We start from the raw sequence: 13,889 nt of genomic DNA, 5'->3' as shown, positions 1-13,889 counted from the left end.
CAGGCCGCGGCCGTGGCGGGGGCGGCACGCCGGGCGGCGGCGGAGTCCCGCGACCTCCTGACGGACCTGCGGGCCCACACCGCCCTGGCGGCCCCGCCCCTGGACCTGCCGGCGGAACTGTCGTCGAGGGTGGCCGACTTCGAATCCCGTACGGGCCTGACGGCGACCTTCACCCACAAGACCACCCCGACCCTGCCCCCGCCCCTCGCACCCCTCCCGCCCCTCCCTCCCGGGACATCGCGCCACCTCCTGGCGATCGCGTCGGAGGCCCTGGAGAACGCCCACCGCCACGCGAACGCGACCCGGGTGGACGTCACCCTCACCTCCGACACGCGTGCCATGCCGCCGGCCCTGCGCCTGACCGTGCGGGACGACGGCACCGGTCCGGCCGTGTCCCTGGAGGACGTGCACGTCCTGGCGAGATCCGGCCACTTCGGTCTGCTGGGCATGCTGGAGCGCGCGGCGTCGGTGGGCGCGGGCCTCCGGCTGTGCACGGCCGAAGGCGGCGGCACGGAGGTCACCGTGGACCTGCCGCTCCCCTCCCCCCTGTCCGCACGCCCCCCGCACACTCCCCAAGAGGAGGCCGCACATGCCTGACCAGGCACTCCCCGGCCCGCCCCTGCGCGTGCTCGTGGCCGACGACAACCCGGTCGTACGGGCCGGTCTGGCGGCCCTGCTGGGCGCGCACCCCGACATCGAGGTCGTGGCCCAGGCGTCCGACGGCGCGCAGGCCCTCACGAGCGCGACCTGCCACCGCCCCGACGTGATCCTGCTCGACGTCCGCATGCCGGGCACGGACGGCCTGACGGCGCTGCCCGCGCTGGCCCGGCTCGCTCCGGTGATGATGCTGACGTACAGCCGCGAACCGGAGGTGGTGGCCCAAGCGCTGCGCCTGGGCGCGGTCGGCTACCTCGTCCACGGCGAGTTCACGGCCGCCGAACTGATCCGCGCGGTCCGGGACCTGCGCGCCGGTACGGCCACTTTCACGTCCTCCGCCGTCGATGTCTCGGATTCGCTCGGCGTTTCGCACGAACCGAACCAAAACTCTTCGCACCTGCAATCAGTTGTGACACAGTCGTCGGAGGCCCGGCCCGCCCATGGGGCAGGACTCCACCGCCGCGGCCGCAACCACTGCGACCACGGGCTGAGTTCACGGGAGGTGGAGGTCATGGATCTCATCGCGGCCGGCATGAGCAACCGGCAGATCGCCGCCACGTGCTTCATCAGTGAGAAGACGGTCAAGAACCACATCAACCGCATCTTCGCAAAGCTGCACAGTTCTTCGCGCAGCGAAGCGATAGCCCACTGGCTGGGCACGGCCCGCGAGGGAACCCACGGGGGGTGGAACCGATGACTCCGACAACGGGAAGTTGGGCCCCTGGACCCACTTGCGGCAGGTGGGTTCTCACGTACGGTGCGCGGGAAGGTAGTGGTTTTGGGCGGGAGGGAAGGGATCACAGTGACCAGAAACCTGGAGCCGGGGACGTCCGGGGAGACGCGGCGAGCGGTTCGGGGATGGGTCCGGACCGTGGCCTCCCGGATGCGCGGACAGGACCGGGACGCGGGCGCGGGCTTCGTGGAGTACGCGGGACTGATGATCCTGATCGCCGGGATCTTCACGCTGATCGACGGCCTCGGTCTCGACGGCCTGATCTCCGGCGCGATCCTGGACGCGGTCAACCAGGTCATCGGCGGCTGATCTCCGCGCGACCGCCGCGCAGCGACCGGGGGTCCACTCTCCCCCTCTACATCTGGCTGACGGGGATCCTGCTCTTCGCCGCGTTCGCCTTTTTCGCCTTCGCCCAGGCGGCGTCCGCGCGGAACGGAGCACAGTCCGCGGCGGACGCCGCCGCGCTGGCCGCGGCACAGAGCGCCCGGGACGACCTGATGGAGGGTCTGGAGGGCGCCATCGGCCTGGAGGACGACTGGCTGGACTGGCTGGACGGCGACGGGTTCGACGGCGCCGGGCTCGACGGGGCCGGCGCCACGGCCGCGGCACAGCAACTGGCCGCCGAGAACGACTCGACCGTCCAGGGCGGAGCGCAGGCCACCAGCGTCGGCGGACTGCCCGGCTTCCGGGTGGCCGTCGAAACGAACTTCACGGTGGGCGACTCGATCATTCCGGGCACGGAGACGCAGCACGCCAAGGCGGACGCCACCGCTGTCATCGAACCGCGGTGCGACTTCGACCTCGATGCCGATCCCACGGAACCGATCACGCTGGACTGCGACGGTGAACCCGTGGACATTGATCCTGAAGATTTCGATGTGGACGACCTTCCCGACGCGTCCGTGCTGTTCTCTGTGTATCTGGCCGAGTGAAAGGAAGCCGTAGCGATGAACATCCGGCGCACCACGAAGGGCCGCACGGTACTGACCGCCGTGGCGATCACGACTGGACTGGTCCTCACGGTGGCCGGCTGCGGCGGCGGTGGAGACGACGACAAGGGTGACAAGGGTGACAAGGGTTCGGACAAGAACACGTCGTCCTCGCCGGCGAAGAGCGACGGGAACGACGACGGGCAGCAGTCGGAGGCACCGTCGGCCGAGGAGATCATGGCCGAGGTGAAGGCGGGCGGCCTGACGCTGGCCGTCACCTCGGCCGACCGGGACGAGGGCGGCTTCGTCACCGTCGAGGGGACGGTGACCAACGGCAGCGGGAAGTCCTGGGTGGCCGCGGACTGGCGGGGCGACGAGCGGGAGCTGGCCGGCAACGGCGGGTCCATCGCGGGGGCCAGCCTGGTCGACCAGACCGGCAAGAAGAAGTACCTCGTGCTGCGCGACACGGAGGGCCGCTGCCTCTGCACCAGGTTCACCGGTGGCCTCCAGCCCGGCGAGACCACGGAGTGGTTCGCCCAGTTCCCCGCCCCGCCCGAGGACACCACCAAGGTCTCCTTCCAGGTCGGCTCGATGCCCCCGGCCTCCGTCGAGATCTCCGAGGGCGAGTGACCATGCCCCTCACCCCCCGTGCCGCGGCGGTCACCCTCACCGCCCTCACCACGCTCGTCTTCATGACCCCCCTGACCGCGGCCCATGCGGACGACGAGGACCCGAGCGCCCCGCCGGGCAGCGTCACCACGTCCCCGCCGCCGGAGGTCGACGCGAACAGCCCCGGGCTGAAGCTCGCCGACGGGGCGACCCTCGCGTCCGCGCGCGTACTGGACATCAAGTCGGTCGTCGAGGACCTCGGCGGTGAGGAGCGGCGCGAGGACACGAACGAGGACGTGACGTTCGCGCTCCAGGCGGAGGTCCTGTTCCCGAAGGACAGCTCGAAGCTCAACCCGGAGGGACGCGGCCGCATCAGGGCGATCGCGGACGAGATCAAAGCGCAGAACGCCACGAACGTCCGCGTCTTCGGCTTCACGGACAACCTGGGCTCGTACGCCCACGGCCTCACCCTCTCCAAGCGGCGCGCGGAGGTCGTCCACGCGCAACTCGCCGCGAACCTCGGTGACATGGACGTCACCTTCGTCGTACGCGGCTACAGCGAGGACTACCCCATCGCCGACAACACCTCGGAACAGGGCCGCCGCAAGAACCGCCGCGTGGAGGTCACGTTCCCGAAGGAGGGCTGAGGCGGGTGAGGGAGCTGATCCGTCGGCCGTCCGGTCTCCTCACACACCCACGACGCGGACGCTCTCCCCGCACAACTTGTTCATGTCGTCCGCGTCGGAGGTGACGACGACGCGAGGACCGGAGTAGCTGAGAGCCGTTGCCGCGACAACGGCGTCGATCGCGTACTTGTGCCCGTGCAGACCGGCGTTCCGCAGGAGATCGACAGCACGCCAGGTGACGGCATCCGTAACGGAGAGGACTTCCAAGCGGGACACGTGCCGGCGGAAGCGGTCCATGCGGACTTTGGAGTGCCACGCCTCGATCAACGTGAGGTTACTGACGGCGACCAGGGTGTCTTTGGCCTGAGCGGTGCGAACCAACCCTGTGACACGCCTGTCATTGGCCATGAACCTGCTCAACCCTTCGCTGTCGAGAAGCAGCACTCCACGGCTCAACTGGCTTTGCGTGCGTGCCATCCCGAGCCCTCGTTCCCTTCGTGCTCCTCAGAGGCACGCTCATTCGAGGACATGGCCTCGGCCTCCCGGAAGATCTCGGCAGCCCACTCCTGGATTTCGGGGGCAGGCGGGCCGATCTCCGCCTCCTTCTCCTGAAGCAGTTCTTCGAGCAGGTCTCGCTGTATCTGCCGCTCCACCGCCGCACTGACGTATGCCGAGAAGCCGCGCGCGCCCACCCGGGCCTTGACCGCGGCGACACGGTCCGCCGGCATGGAGACGCTCACTTTCTGAGCCGGGCCTTCGTGCTTGCCGTACTGCTCCGCGAAGTCCATGGCGTCAGAATAACAGCGTGGTAGTAAAGGAAGTAGCAAAGTGTTGGAAGGCTTCGCCGGGCGCGGGGGTTCCCGGCCCGGCCTGAGCGCGCCTCGCGGGAACAGGTTGTTTCCCGCCCGCCCCCCGGGTAGGGAAGCCTCATGACCACACTCGGTGCCGTCTTCCGGCCGCAGCTGCCCCCAGAACGCCTACGAGCTGTGGCCCGCGCGGCGGACGCCGCCGGGCTGGAGGAACTCTGGCTCTGGGAGGACTGCTTCCTGGAGGGCGGCATCTCGGCGGCCGCGGCCGCCCTCGCCTGGACGGAGCGGCTCCGCGTCGGGGTCGGCCTCCTCCCCGTCCCGTTGCGCAACGTCGCCGTGGCCGCGATGGAGACCGCCACCCTGGACCGGCTCTTCCCGGGCCGGGCCGTCCTGGCCGTCGGCCACGGCGTGCAGGACTGGATGGGGCAGGTCGGCGCACGGGCCGAGTCGCCCGTGACCCTCCTGCGGGAGTACCTCGCGGCGCTGCGCGCCCTGCTGCGCGGCGAGCGCGTCACCACCGACGGCCGGTACGTCAAGCTGGACGGCGTCGCCCTCGACTGGCCCCCGCCGGCGCCGGTGCCGATCCTCGCCGGAGCCACCGGGCCCCGCTCGCTCAGACTCTCCGGAGAGGCCGCGGACGGAACCATCCTCACCGCCAACACGCCGCCGGAGGGGGTGCGCAAGGCCCGCCGGCTCATCGACGAGGGGCGCGAGGCGGCCTCCCGCACCGACGCGCACCGGGTGGCCGTCTACCTCCTCACCGCGACGGGCCCCGACGCCGCCGCCCGCCTCCACGCCGAGCAGCGGGCCGAAGGCGTGGCGTCGGTCCCGGACCTCGGAGCCGCCGGGGACGCCGACGCGGTCGCCCGAGCCGTGCGGCGCCTCGTCGAGGCCGGCGCCGACACCGTGATCCTCCAGCCCACCGCCGACGAACCGGACCCCGAGGGCTTCATCCGCTTCACGGCCGAAGAAGTACGGCCCCTCGTCCCCTGAGTCCTTCCGGAGCGCCGGTTGTCAGTGCCCGGTGCCAGACTCCCGCGGCATGAGTGACGACGCGTACGGACCCCGTGCCACGCAGCCGCCCACGCAGCCGCACACGCCTCCGCAGCCGCACACGCGCCCCCATGTGCGGCTGCGCACCGTGCGGGACACCGATCTGGAGGTCTTCTTCGAGCAGGAGCAGGACCCCGAGGCGACCCGGCGGTCGAGGTTCCCCGCCCGGCCCCGCGACCGCTTCATGACGCACTGGAACACCCGCATCCTCGGCAACCCCACCGGCCTCGTACGGACGGTCGAGGTGGACGGCGCCCCGGCCGGCAGCATCGTCGCCTGGTGGGACAAGGACGCGGACACGGGGGAGGAGCGCCGCTTCGTCGGCTACTGGCTCGGCCGCTCCTACTGGGGCAGGGGCATCGGCACCGAGGCCCTCGGCCTCTTCCTCCGCGAGGAGCGGATACGCCCCCTCCACGCCGACCCCTTCACCGGGAACACCGCCTCGGTGCGCCTCCTGGAGCGGCACGGATTCCGCAGGGCCGGCACGCTCCGGCACGGCGAGGACGTGCACGACCTCCTCGTACTCGACGGGGCCCCGCCCCAGGAGTAGGCGTACCGAAGGGAAATCCGTCGCGGTACGCGATGTCCGCCTGCCACCATCGTCCGATGGACCCGACCACCCCACCGGACCGGACCACCCCACCGGACCGGACCACCCCACCGGGCCGGACCACCCCACCGGGCGCAGCCGCGGTCGCCCCCACCTTCGAGGAGCTGGTCGCCGAAGCCGAGGCGGTCCCCACCGACGGGTGGGACTTCTCGTGGTTCGAGGGGCGCGCCACCGAGGAGCGCCCCTCCTGGGGGTACGCGCGGGCCATGGGGGAGCGGCTGGCCGGGGCGGAGGCCGCGCTCGACATCCAGACCGGCGGCGGCGAAGTGCTCGCGTCCGCCCGGACGTTGCCGAGGCTCACCGCCGCCACCGAGGGCTGGCCCCCGAACGTCGCCAGGGCCACCGCCCTGCTCCACCCCCGCGGCGCGGTCGTCGTCGCCTGCCCGGAGGACGCCCCGCTGCCGTTCGGCGACGGGGCCTTCGACCTCGTCGTGAGCCGGCATCCGGTGACGCCGCACTGGACGGAGATCGCCCGCGTGCTCCGGCCCGGCGGTACGTACTTCGCCCAGCACGTCGGTCCCGGCAGCGTTCACGAACTGGCCGAGCACTTCCTCGGGCCGCGGTCCGCCGACCGGCGCGACGGCCGCCACCCGGACCGCGAACGCGCCGGGGCCGAGGCGGCCGGTCTGGAGGTCGTCGGTCTGCGGGCGGAGCGGTTGCGGATGGAGTTCCACGACATCGGGGCCGTCGTGCACTTCCTGCGGAAGGTGGTGTGGACGGTCCCCGGCTTCACCGCCGGCCGGTACCGGGACCGGCTGCTGGACCTGCACGAACGGATCGGCGCGGAGGGCCCGTTCGTGGCCCACAGCACCCGCCACCTCTTCGAGGCCCGCAAGCCCGCCACGGCCTGACGGCCCACCGCAGCCTGACGGTCCGACGGCCCACCGCAACCTGACGGTCCGACGGCCCACCGCAGCCCGACGGTCCGGCCGCCGCGCCCTGCCTGGGCCCCTGCGCACCCGGCGGCCCTCACCCCAGGCCCGCGCCCCTCACCCCTCGTCCCGCAGCCCCAGCCGCAGGTGTTCCACGTGGTGCAGTGCCTGCTCCAGCAGCTCCGCCACATGGTGGTCGTACAGCGCGTACACGATCGACCGTCCGCGTCGCTCACCCGTGACGAGCCCCAGATTCCGCAGCAGCCGCAGCTGGTGCGAGCACGCCGACTGCTCCAGGTCCGCCGCCTCGGCGAGTTCGCCGACCGCGCACGGGCCCTCCCGCAGGCGTGCCAGGATGCGCAGCCGGGAGGGCGTGGCCAGGGCCTGGAGCGTCGCGGCGACGTCCGCGGCGCCGACGGCGTCCAGTCGCTCGCGGGTGCTGCTCTTCGCATCGACTCCGTGGCCCATGCCGCCATCGTAGCGAGGCGGGTACGGCGTCCATCGGACGTGCCCGGGGCGGTCGTCCTATTCCGCGCGCGCCCGCCCCGGCCCATGTGATCCTCGGTGTCGTGGCGGCCGTGCCGGACCCGGACGAGGCCGGGTCCGGCACGCTGCCCGTTCTCGGGAGGAGTTGACCATGTCGAAGGGCAAGGGCCCCTACAGCTGTGGCCTGGACGCGGCCGTGGACGTCGTGGGCGGCAAGTGGAAACCGCTGATCCTCTGGGCGTTGCACGACGCCGGGACGCTGCGCTTCGGGGAGCTGCGCCGGAACGTACCGGGGGTGAGCGAGAAGGTGCTGAGCCAGCAGGTGCGCGAACTGGAGGCGGACGGCGTGGTGCACCGCGAGGTGTACGGGGAGGTGCCGCCCCGCGTCGAGTACTCGCTGACCGAGCTGGGACAAGCGCTGAACACCGCCCTGCTGCCGCTGGGCGAATGGGGCGAACAGCACATGCGGGAGATTATCTACCGTAAACACCCAGAACAGAGTGAAGAGTCGCCAGTCGTCGCTCAGGCGGGGTGAGGTGGCTGCAAAAATCCTTGGAACGCACACAAGGTTTCCACATCGTTATGCCGATTGGCTCATTCCGCTCCTCGCGGTCGCGTACCTTCGGACGAAGGCAATTCGCGCCAGCAAAGCTGTGCGGGATGGTGCCGCGCGGCGGAGGGGGTCGCGCGGCACCTGCCGCCCGCCCCGGTCCGGCCCGGTGGCGCGGAAGGCCCCGGCCGACCGGGCGCGACCGGGCCGCGTCACCCTTGGGGCGTACGTCCGAGGCGGATGGGCCAATGCCTCATATTCCCGTGCGAACCCTCTGGTTCTCTTCGAATTCCCCTCGTTCACCTTGGAATCCGCTGTGATCCGGCCATGATCTGCCCCTGAATGAACGTTTCGACACTCACTCTGGCGTCGCCGGACGACTCCGGAGAGTAGTTGTAGGGCGCTGAAGCGCGCAGCATCCCTCACGAAGGGTTATGGTGGAAACCCCCCCTCGGGCCGGTCCGTCTCCCCCCCACGGACCGGCCCGTTTTTTGTGCGCTCCCGCGCACCCGGCGTACGGGCCGGAGCCGCCGTCGTACCGCACCGCCCCGGCTCCGCTTCGGACCCCGGCGCGGCTCCGCTTCGGGTTCCGTTTCGGGTTCCGCGTCCGGGTTCGCCCCGGGGCCCGCGTCCGGGTTCGCCCCGGGGCCCGTGGCCGGCCCCGCTCCCCGCCCGCCCATCGGCCCGGAGGCCTTGCACCCCAAGGGGGAGGGGCGCTCGGGCGGCTGTAGGGTGTCGCCCTCGGAGACTGCCATCTGCACGGAGGGGCTGACGGAAACGTGAACCTGCGCGACAACCTGCGCCGCTTGCTGGTCAGGTTCTACACACGCAGGGTGGAAGGCCACCTTGACCACGACCAGGTGCCCAAGCACATCGGGGTCATCATGGACGGCAACCGGCGCTGGGCGAAGGCGGCGGGCAGCACCGCCGCCCAGGGGCACCGGGCCGGAGCCCACAAGATCGAGGAGTTCCTCGGCTGGTGCTCCGAGACCGACGTCGAGGTCGTCACCCTCTGGCTGTTGTCCACGGACAACTTCGACCGCCCCGAGGAAGAACTAGTACCGCTGCTCGGGATCATCGAGAACGTCGTGACCTCCCTCGCCGCCGACGGCCGCTGGCGCGTGCACCACGTGGGCACGCCGGACATCCTGCCCTCGCAGATGCAGACCGCCCTCAAGGAGGCCGAGGAGTCCACCGCGCACATCGACGGGATACTCGTCAACGTGGCCATCGGCTACGGCGGCCGCCAGGAGATCGCCGACGCCGTGCGCTCGATGCTCCTCGACCACGCCGACAAGGGCACGTCGATGGAGAAGCTCGCCGAGAGCGTCGATGTCGAGATGATCGGCAAGCACCTCTACACCAGCGACCAGCCCGACCCCGACCTCGTGATCCGTACGAGCGGCGAACAGCGGCTGTCCGGTTTCATGCTCTGGCAGACGGCACACTCCGAGTACTACTTCTGCGAGGTCTTCTGGCCAGCCTTCCGCAAGGTCGACTTCCTGCGCGCGATGCGCGACTACGCGGCCCGCCACCGCCGCTTCGGCGGCTGACGGACCGTCAGGCCGTCTGGGGGCGGCCGTGGACGGATCTTCCGTGGGCGTCCCCCGGGGCGCTCCCGAGGAGTCCCCCGAGGCGCCCTCTGGGGCGGGCGTGGGGCCAGGGGTTGGTCCTTTGGGGTGGAAGTAATGAGGAGTTCACCAGGGCGCCGTCATGTGTGCTGGCATGGCACGGCGCGTTCGAGGGCATAAACCCTCCAGGTCGACACCCGAACCACGGGTGTCGGATCTCAGCGGACGGCACGGGGCCGTCCGCCCGGGAGGCCCTTTGCACCAGCGCGACCGTGCGGTCAGTACGGACGAGGCGGAGGGCCGGTTCACGGCCCGTGCAGGGGTGCCGGAAACCGGCCGGGATCGTTCCCGCCCTCCTCCCAGCTTCTTCTCCGTCGCTCCCCGACCTCATCCGAGGGGGTACGTCCTTCCGTGGTGACCAGCACAAAGCGCCGTATGCCAGACCGGCGCACCTATGTTCTCGACACCAGCGTCCTGCTGGCCGACCCGCACGCCATGAACCGCTTCGACGAGCACGAGGTCGTGCTGCCGATCGTCGTGGTCACGGAATTGGAGGCCAAGCGGCACCATCCCGAACTCGGCTACTTCGCCCGGCAGGCCCTGCGCCTGCTCGACGAGTTCCGGGTGAAGTACGGCCGTCTCGACGCCCCCATCCCCACCGGGGAGCTGGGCGGAACGGTCCGTGTCGAGCTCAATCACTCGGACCCCAGCGTGCTGCCCAGCGGCTACCGCCTGGGGGACAACGACTCCCGCATCCTCGCGGTCGCCCGCAACCTGCAGGCGGAGGGGTTCGACGTCACGGTCGTCTCCAAGGACCTCCCGCTGCGGATCAAGGCCTCCTCGGTCGGGCTCCTCGCCGAGGAGTACCGCGCGGAACTCGCCATCACGGGCTCCTCCGGCTGGACCGGAATGTCCGAACTGACCCTGCCCGCCGAGCAGGTGGACCTCCTCTTCGACGAGGAGAGCCTGTACATCCCCGAAGTGTCCGAACTCCCCGTCCACACGGGTCTGATGATCCAGTCCGAGCGCGGCAAGGCGCTCGGGCGCGTGACGGCCGAGGGCAACGTCCGGCTCGTCCGCGGCGACCGGGAGGCATTCGGCATCAAGGGCCGCAGCGCGGAGCAGCGCATCGCCCTCGACCTGCTCCTCGACCCGGACATCGGGATCGTGTCGATGGGCGGCCGGGCCGGCACCGGAAAGTCGGCGCTCGCCCTGTGCGCGGGCCTGGAGGCCGTGCTGGAGCGGCGCCAGCACAAGAAGGTGATGGTCTTCCGGCCGCTGTACGCGGTCGGCGGGCAGGAGCTCGGCTATCTGCCCGGCTCCGAGTCCGAGAAGATGGGCCCCTGGGCGCAGGCGGTCTTCGACACCCTCTCCGCGGTCACCAGCCGCGAGGTCATCGAGGAGGTCACCGCACGCGGGATGCTGGAGGTCCTGCCGCTCACGCACATCCGCGGCCGCTCCCTGCACGACGCCTTCGTGATCGTGGACGAGGCGCAGTCCCTGGAGCGGAACGTCCTGCTGACCGTCCTGTCCCGGATCGGGGCCAACTCGCGGGTCGTCCTGACCCACGACGTGGCCCAGCGGGACAACCTCAGGGTCGGCCGGTACGACGGGGTCGTGGCGGTCGTCGAGAAGCTGAAGGGCCATCCGCTCTTCGCGCACATCACGCTCACCAGGTCCGAACGGTCCCAGATCGCGGCCCTCGTGACCGAAATGCTGGAGGACGGACACATCTGACCCCGTCTGCCCCACTCACCCGGTCCTCCTGAACCGTCCGGATCCGTCCGGTACATCCGGCCCGTCCGGTCTGTTCAGGTCGTTCAACGGGTGACGGAGGCGCCGTAGTTGGCACGGTCGACACCGTCCGGCAAAGGTGAAGAGCCTAGCCGGGCGGTGTCTTCGTGCGTGCTTGTTTCCGGAAAACTTCCGGGGCAAACGAGGTGTGAGCTTTCACACCCGGCACAGAATTGCCTCCCGGCGTCGCGGTGCGGCAGAGTCTCACTCCTGTCAGGCCCCGCATACGACACACCTGTACCCCCAGCGGCACAGCACAGCAGCAGCACCAGAACTCCATAACGCCGTCGTATGCCGCCCGAGCACCACGCGGCGCTCCCCGCAGGGGAGTTGCCCACCGGGCCCGTGCCTCCCGTGACCCCGCAGTTGGGAGGCCTGTGCCAGGGGCACGATTGCGTCCGCGAGGGTCACCTGTAGCGGTCGATGCTGGAAGGAAACCGTGTGAGCCGGATCTCGGTCCGTGGGCTCGCAGTGGCCTCGGCCACCGCAGTCACCGCTGTCGGCGCCGTAACGGGCGTCGCCTCGGGCAGCACCTCGTCCTCGGGCGACGACGCCGAGGCGACGGCGAGCGGCGCGACGCTCCTCGCGGACATCCCCGCGGGTGCGCAGGCGCAGGTGCAGACCGCCTCCCTGACACAGCAGGCCGACTCCCAGGCCATCGCGGCGGACGCGACCGCGAAGAAGGACGCCGAGGCAGCCGCGCGCAAGCAGGCCGCCAAGGACGCGATCGCCAAGCAGCAGGCCGCCGAGAAGGCGGAGAAAGCGGCGAAGGAGGCGGAGGAGCGCAAGAAGGAAGAGCTCAAGACCGCCAGCCGCTCCGCTCCCCGCGCCGCGGCTTCGACCGGCAGCTTCCCGGTGCAGTCCTCGTACACCGTCGCGCAGGTCCAGGAGATGGCGCGCCAGCTGGTCCCGGCGGACCAGTTCCAGTGCTTCAGCAACATCGTGGACCACGAGTCCAGCTGGAACTACAAGGCGGACAACCCCACCTCCGACGCGTACGGCCTGGTGCAGGCGCTGCCCGGTTCCAAGATGTCCTCGGCCGGTGCCGACTGGGCGACGAACCCGGCCACCCAGATCAAGTGGGGCCTCAGCTACATGGACGGCCGGTACGGCAGCCCGTGCGGTGCCTGGAGCTTCTGGCAGGCGAACAACTGGTACTGAGCCGGTACCGACTCAACTCCGCGGAGCCCCTCACCGTCCTACGGTGGGGGGCTCTCGCCCTGTACGGTCGAGGCCGACGACTCCAGGGGGGAGTGGTGGGGAGCAACGGGGGAAGAGGACGGTTCATGTCGCGAGTGCCAGGGTTGTTCGGCCGGATCGGTGCCGGGCTCACCCGAGTGGGAGAGCGGTTGGACGCGCGCCGCGCGGCCGCCGACGGGGACGACGCCGACGGCCTCGGCAAGGACCGACCGGACGGGACGGGCGGCCGACCGGTGTCATCCGCTCCCGGGGGCTTCGCGGGCACCCCCCGTCCCGATCCGGCCGCCGCCGTTCCGTGGGGGGTGCGGGTCGCCGCCGAGGCCGGCTGGCGGCTGCTCGTACTCGCTGGCACCCTCTGGGTGCTGATGCGCGTCATCAGCGCCGTCCAGCTCGTCGTCCTCGCCTTCGCCTCCGCGCTGCTCGTCACCGCGCTGCTCCAGCCCACGGTCGCCCGGCTGCGCAGGCACGGGGTGCCGCGCGGGCTCGCCACCGCGCTCACCGCCATCCTCGGCTTCGTCGTCATGGGGCTGGTCGGCTGGTTCGTGGTCTGGCAGGTCATGGAGAACATCGACGACCTCTCCACCCAGATCCAGGACGGCATCGACGAGCTTCAGCGATGGCTGCTGAACAGCCCGTTCCATGTCACCGAGGACCAGATCAAGGACACCGCCAAGAGCCTGCGCGAGGCGGTCGGGGCGAACACCGAGGAGATCACGTCCGCCGGGCTCGAAGGCGTCACCGTCATCGTGGAGACCCTCACCGGCGTCCTCCTGACGATGTTCTGCACGCTCTTCCTCCTCTACGACGGCAAGCGCATCTGGGAGTGGACGCTCAAGCTGGTTCCGGCGGCGGCGCGTCCCGGAGTGGCGGGAGCGGGGCCTCGGGCCTGGCGCACGCTGACCGCCTACGTCCGCGGCACGGTGATAGTCGCCCTGATCGACGCCATCTTCATCGGACTGGGCATCTTCTTCCTCGACGTCCCGATGGCCGTCCCGCTCGCCGTCTTCATCTTCCTGTTCGCCTTCATCCCGCTGGTCGGTGCCGTGATCTCCGGCGCGCTGGCGGTGGTGGTCGCCCTCGTGACGCAGGGCGTCTTCACGGCGGTCATGACACTGATCGTGGTGCTGGCCGTACAGCAGATCGAGGGACACATCCTGCAGCCGTTCATCCTCGGGCGGGCGGTGCGGGTGCATCCGCTCGCCGTCGTGCTGTCCGTCGCGGCGGGCGGCGTCGTCGCGGGCATCGGCGGAGCGGTGGTCGCCGTGCCGCTCGTCGCGGTCACGAACACGGTGGTCGGCTACCTGCGCTCGTACTCCAGGGAGGAGGTGGCGCCGCCCGCCTCGCCGCCGCCCCCCGGGGCGACGGTGCCGGCGGAGACCCCGGTGACGCC

Annotated in this window: 17 protein-coding genes; 14 read left to right on the top strand and 3 right to left on the bottom strand. The window is 70.9% G+C overall.

The genetic code is table 11. The features are described 5' to 3' along the window. The 6 genes from HO151_RS04135 to HO151_RS04110 all read left to right on the top strand — a co-directional run. Positions 1–597, top strand: a 597-nt coding sequence (locus HO151_RS04135) for a sensor histidine kinase (RefSeq protein WP_368039416.1), incomplete at its 5' end; no start/stop codon positions are given. Further along, positions 590–1,354 (top strand): response regulator transcription factor, encoded by a 765-nt coding sequence (locus tag HO151_RS04130; protein ID WP_173894750.1) that lies wholly within the window; start codon positions 590–592, stop codon positions 1,352–1,354. The genes HO151_RS04135 and HO151_RS04130, both read left to right, overlap by 8 nt. A 174-nt stretch (positions 1,355–1,528) precedes the next feature. After that, on the top strand, positions 1,529–1,699 hold the full coding sequence (locus HO151_RS04125) for a hypothetical protein (protein WP_173894736.1): 171 nt from the start codon (positions 1,529–1,531) through the stop codon (positions 1,697–1,699). Next, complete coding sequence (locus HO151_RS04120; protein WP_217422844.1) at positions 1,696–2,322, top strand: pilus assembly protein TadG-related protein; 627 nt, start codon at positions 1,696–1,698, stop codon at positions 2,320–2,322. Before HO151_RS04125 ends, HO151_RS04120 begins: the two co-directional genes overlap by 4 nt. Positions 2,323–2,337: 15 nt before the next feature. Next, on the top strand, positions 2,338–2,949 hold the full coding sequence (locus HO151_RS04115; protein ID WP_173894749.1) for a hypothetical protein: 612 nt from the start codon (positions 2,338–2,340) through the stop codon (positions 2,947–2,949). A gap of 62 nt (positions 2,950–3,011) precedes the next feature. Next, the gene (locus tag HO151_RS04110) at positions 3,012–3,575 is read left to right on the top strand and encodes an OmpA family protein (protein WP_254594708.1); all 564 of its coding nucleotides are present in this window, start codon (positions 3,012–3,014) and stop codon (positions 3,573–3,575) included. Positions 3,576–3,614: 39 nt separating this feature from the next. On the opposite strand, the gene HO151_RS04105 is transcribed toward HO151_RS04110, so the two are convergent. Both HO151_RS04105 and HO151_RS04100 read right to left on the bottom strand, forming a co-directional pair. Then, on the bottom strand, positions 3,615–3,998 hold the full coding sequence (locus HO151_RS04105; RefSeq protein ID WP_368039415.1) for a type II toxin-antitoxin system VapC family toxin: 384 nt from the start codon (positions 3,996–3,998) through the stop codon (positions 3,615–3,617). 8 nt (positions 3,999–4,006) lie between these two features. Beyond that, on the bottom strand, positions 4,007–4,342 hold the full coding sequence (locus HO151_RS04100; protein ID WP_173894746.1) for a hypothetical protein: 336 nt from the start codon (positions 4,340–4,342) through the stop codon (positions 4,007–4,009). Between the two features lie 141 nt (positions 4,343–4,483). Here HO151_RS04100 and HO151_RS04095 point away from each other — a divergent pair, with 141 nt between their 5' ends. Genes HO151_RS04095 through HO151_RS04085 form a run of 3 tightly spaced genes read left to right on the top strand, consistent with a single transcriptional unit; the run spans position 4,484 to position 6,877 of the window. Beyond that, positions 4,484–5,356, top strand: a complete 873-nt coding sequence (locus HO151_RS04095; protein ID WP_173894745.1) for an LLM class flavin-dependent oxidoreductase — start codon at positions 4,484–4,486, stop codon at positions 5,354–5,356. Positions 5,357–5,405: 49 nt separating this feature from the next. Beyond that, on the top strand, positions 5,406–5,966 hold the full coding sequence (locus HO151_RS04090) for a GNAT family N-acetyltransferase (RefSeq protein WP_173894744.1): 561 nt from the start codon (positions 5,406–5,408) through the stop codon (positions 5,964–5,966). 32 nt (positions 5,967–5,998) lie between these two features. Continuing rightward, entirely contained in the window at positions 5,999–6,877 is an 879-nt protein-coding gene (locus tag HO151_RS04085; RefSeq protein ID WP_254594705.1) for a class I SAM-dependent methyltransferase, read from the top strand. A gap of 138 nt (positions 6,878–7,015) precedes the next feature. On the opposite strand, the gene HO151_RS04080 is transcribed toward HO151_RS04085, so the two are convergent. After that, positions 7,016–7,366, bottom strand: coding sequence for a metalloregulator ArsR/SmtB family transcription factor (locus HO151_RS04080; RefSeq protein WP_173894742.1), 351 nt, complete (start codon positions 7,364–7,366; stop codon positions 7,016–7,018). Between the two features lie 169 nt (positions 7,367–7,535). On the opposite strand from HO151_RS04080, the gene HO151_RS04075 reads away from it, so the two are divergent. From HO151_RS04075 to HO151_RS04055, 5 genes are all read left to right on the top strand, one after another. Then, entirely contained in the window at positions 7,536–7,919 is a 384-nt protein-coding gene (locus HO151_RS04075) for a helix-turn-helix domain-containing protein (protein WP_173894741.1), read from the top strand. Positions 7,920–8,713: 794 nt separating this feature from the next. Continuing rightward, positions 8,714–9,487 carry an isoprenyl transferase gene (locus HO151_RS04070; RefSeq protein WP_173894740.1) on the top strand — a complete coding sequence of 258 codons (774 nt, stop codon included), beginning with the start codon at positions 8,714–8,716 and terminating at the stop codon, positions 9,485–9,487. A gap of 429 nt (positions 9,488–9,916) precedes the next feature. Continuing rightward, positions 9,917–11,242, top strand: a complete 1,326-nt coding sequence (locus HO151_RS04065) for a PhoH family protein (RefSeq protein WP_173894739.1) — start codon at positions 9,917–9,919, stop codon at positions 11,240–11,242. A gap of 480 nt (positions 11,243–11,722) precedes the next feature. Next, positions 11,723–12,460, top strand: coding sequence for a transglycosylase SLT domain-containing protein (locus HO151_RS04060; RefSeq protein WP_173894738.1), 738 nt, complete (start codon positions 11,723–11,725; stop codon positions 12,458–12,460). A 125-nt stretch (positions 12,461–12,585) separates the two neighbouring features. Next, positions 12,586–13,889 (top strand): AI-2E family transporter (locus HO151_RS04055; protein ID WP_173894737.1); only part of this gene is annotated, 1,304 nt, incomplete at its 3' end.

Source organism: Streptomyces sp. 8P21H-1 (assembly GCF_013302945.1).
This window is presented reverse-complemented; position numbering and strand designations above follow the sequence as displayed.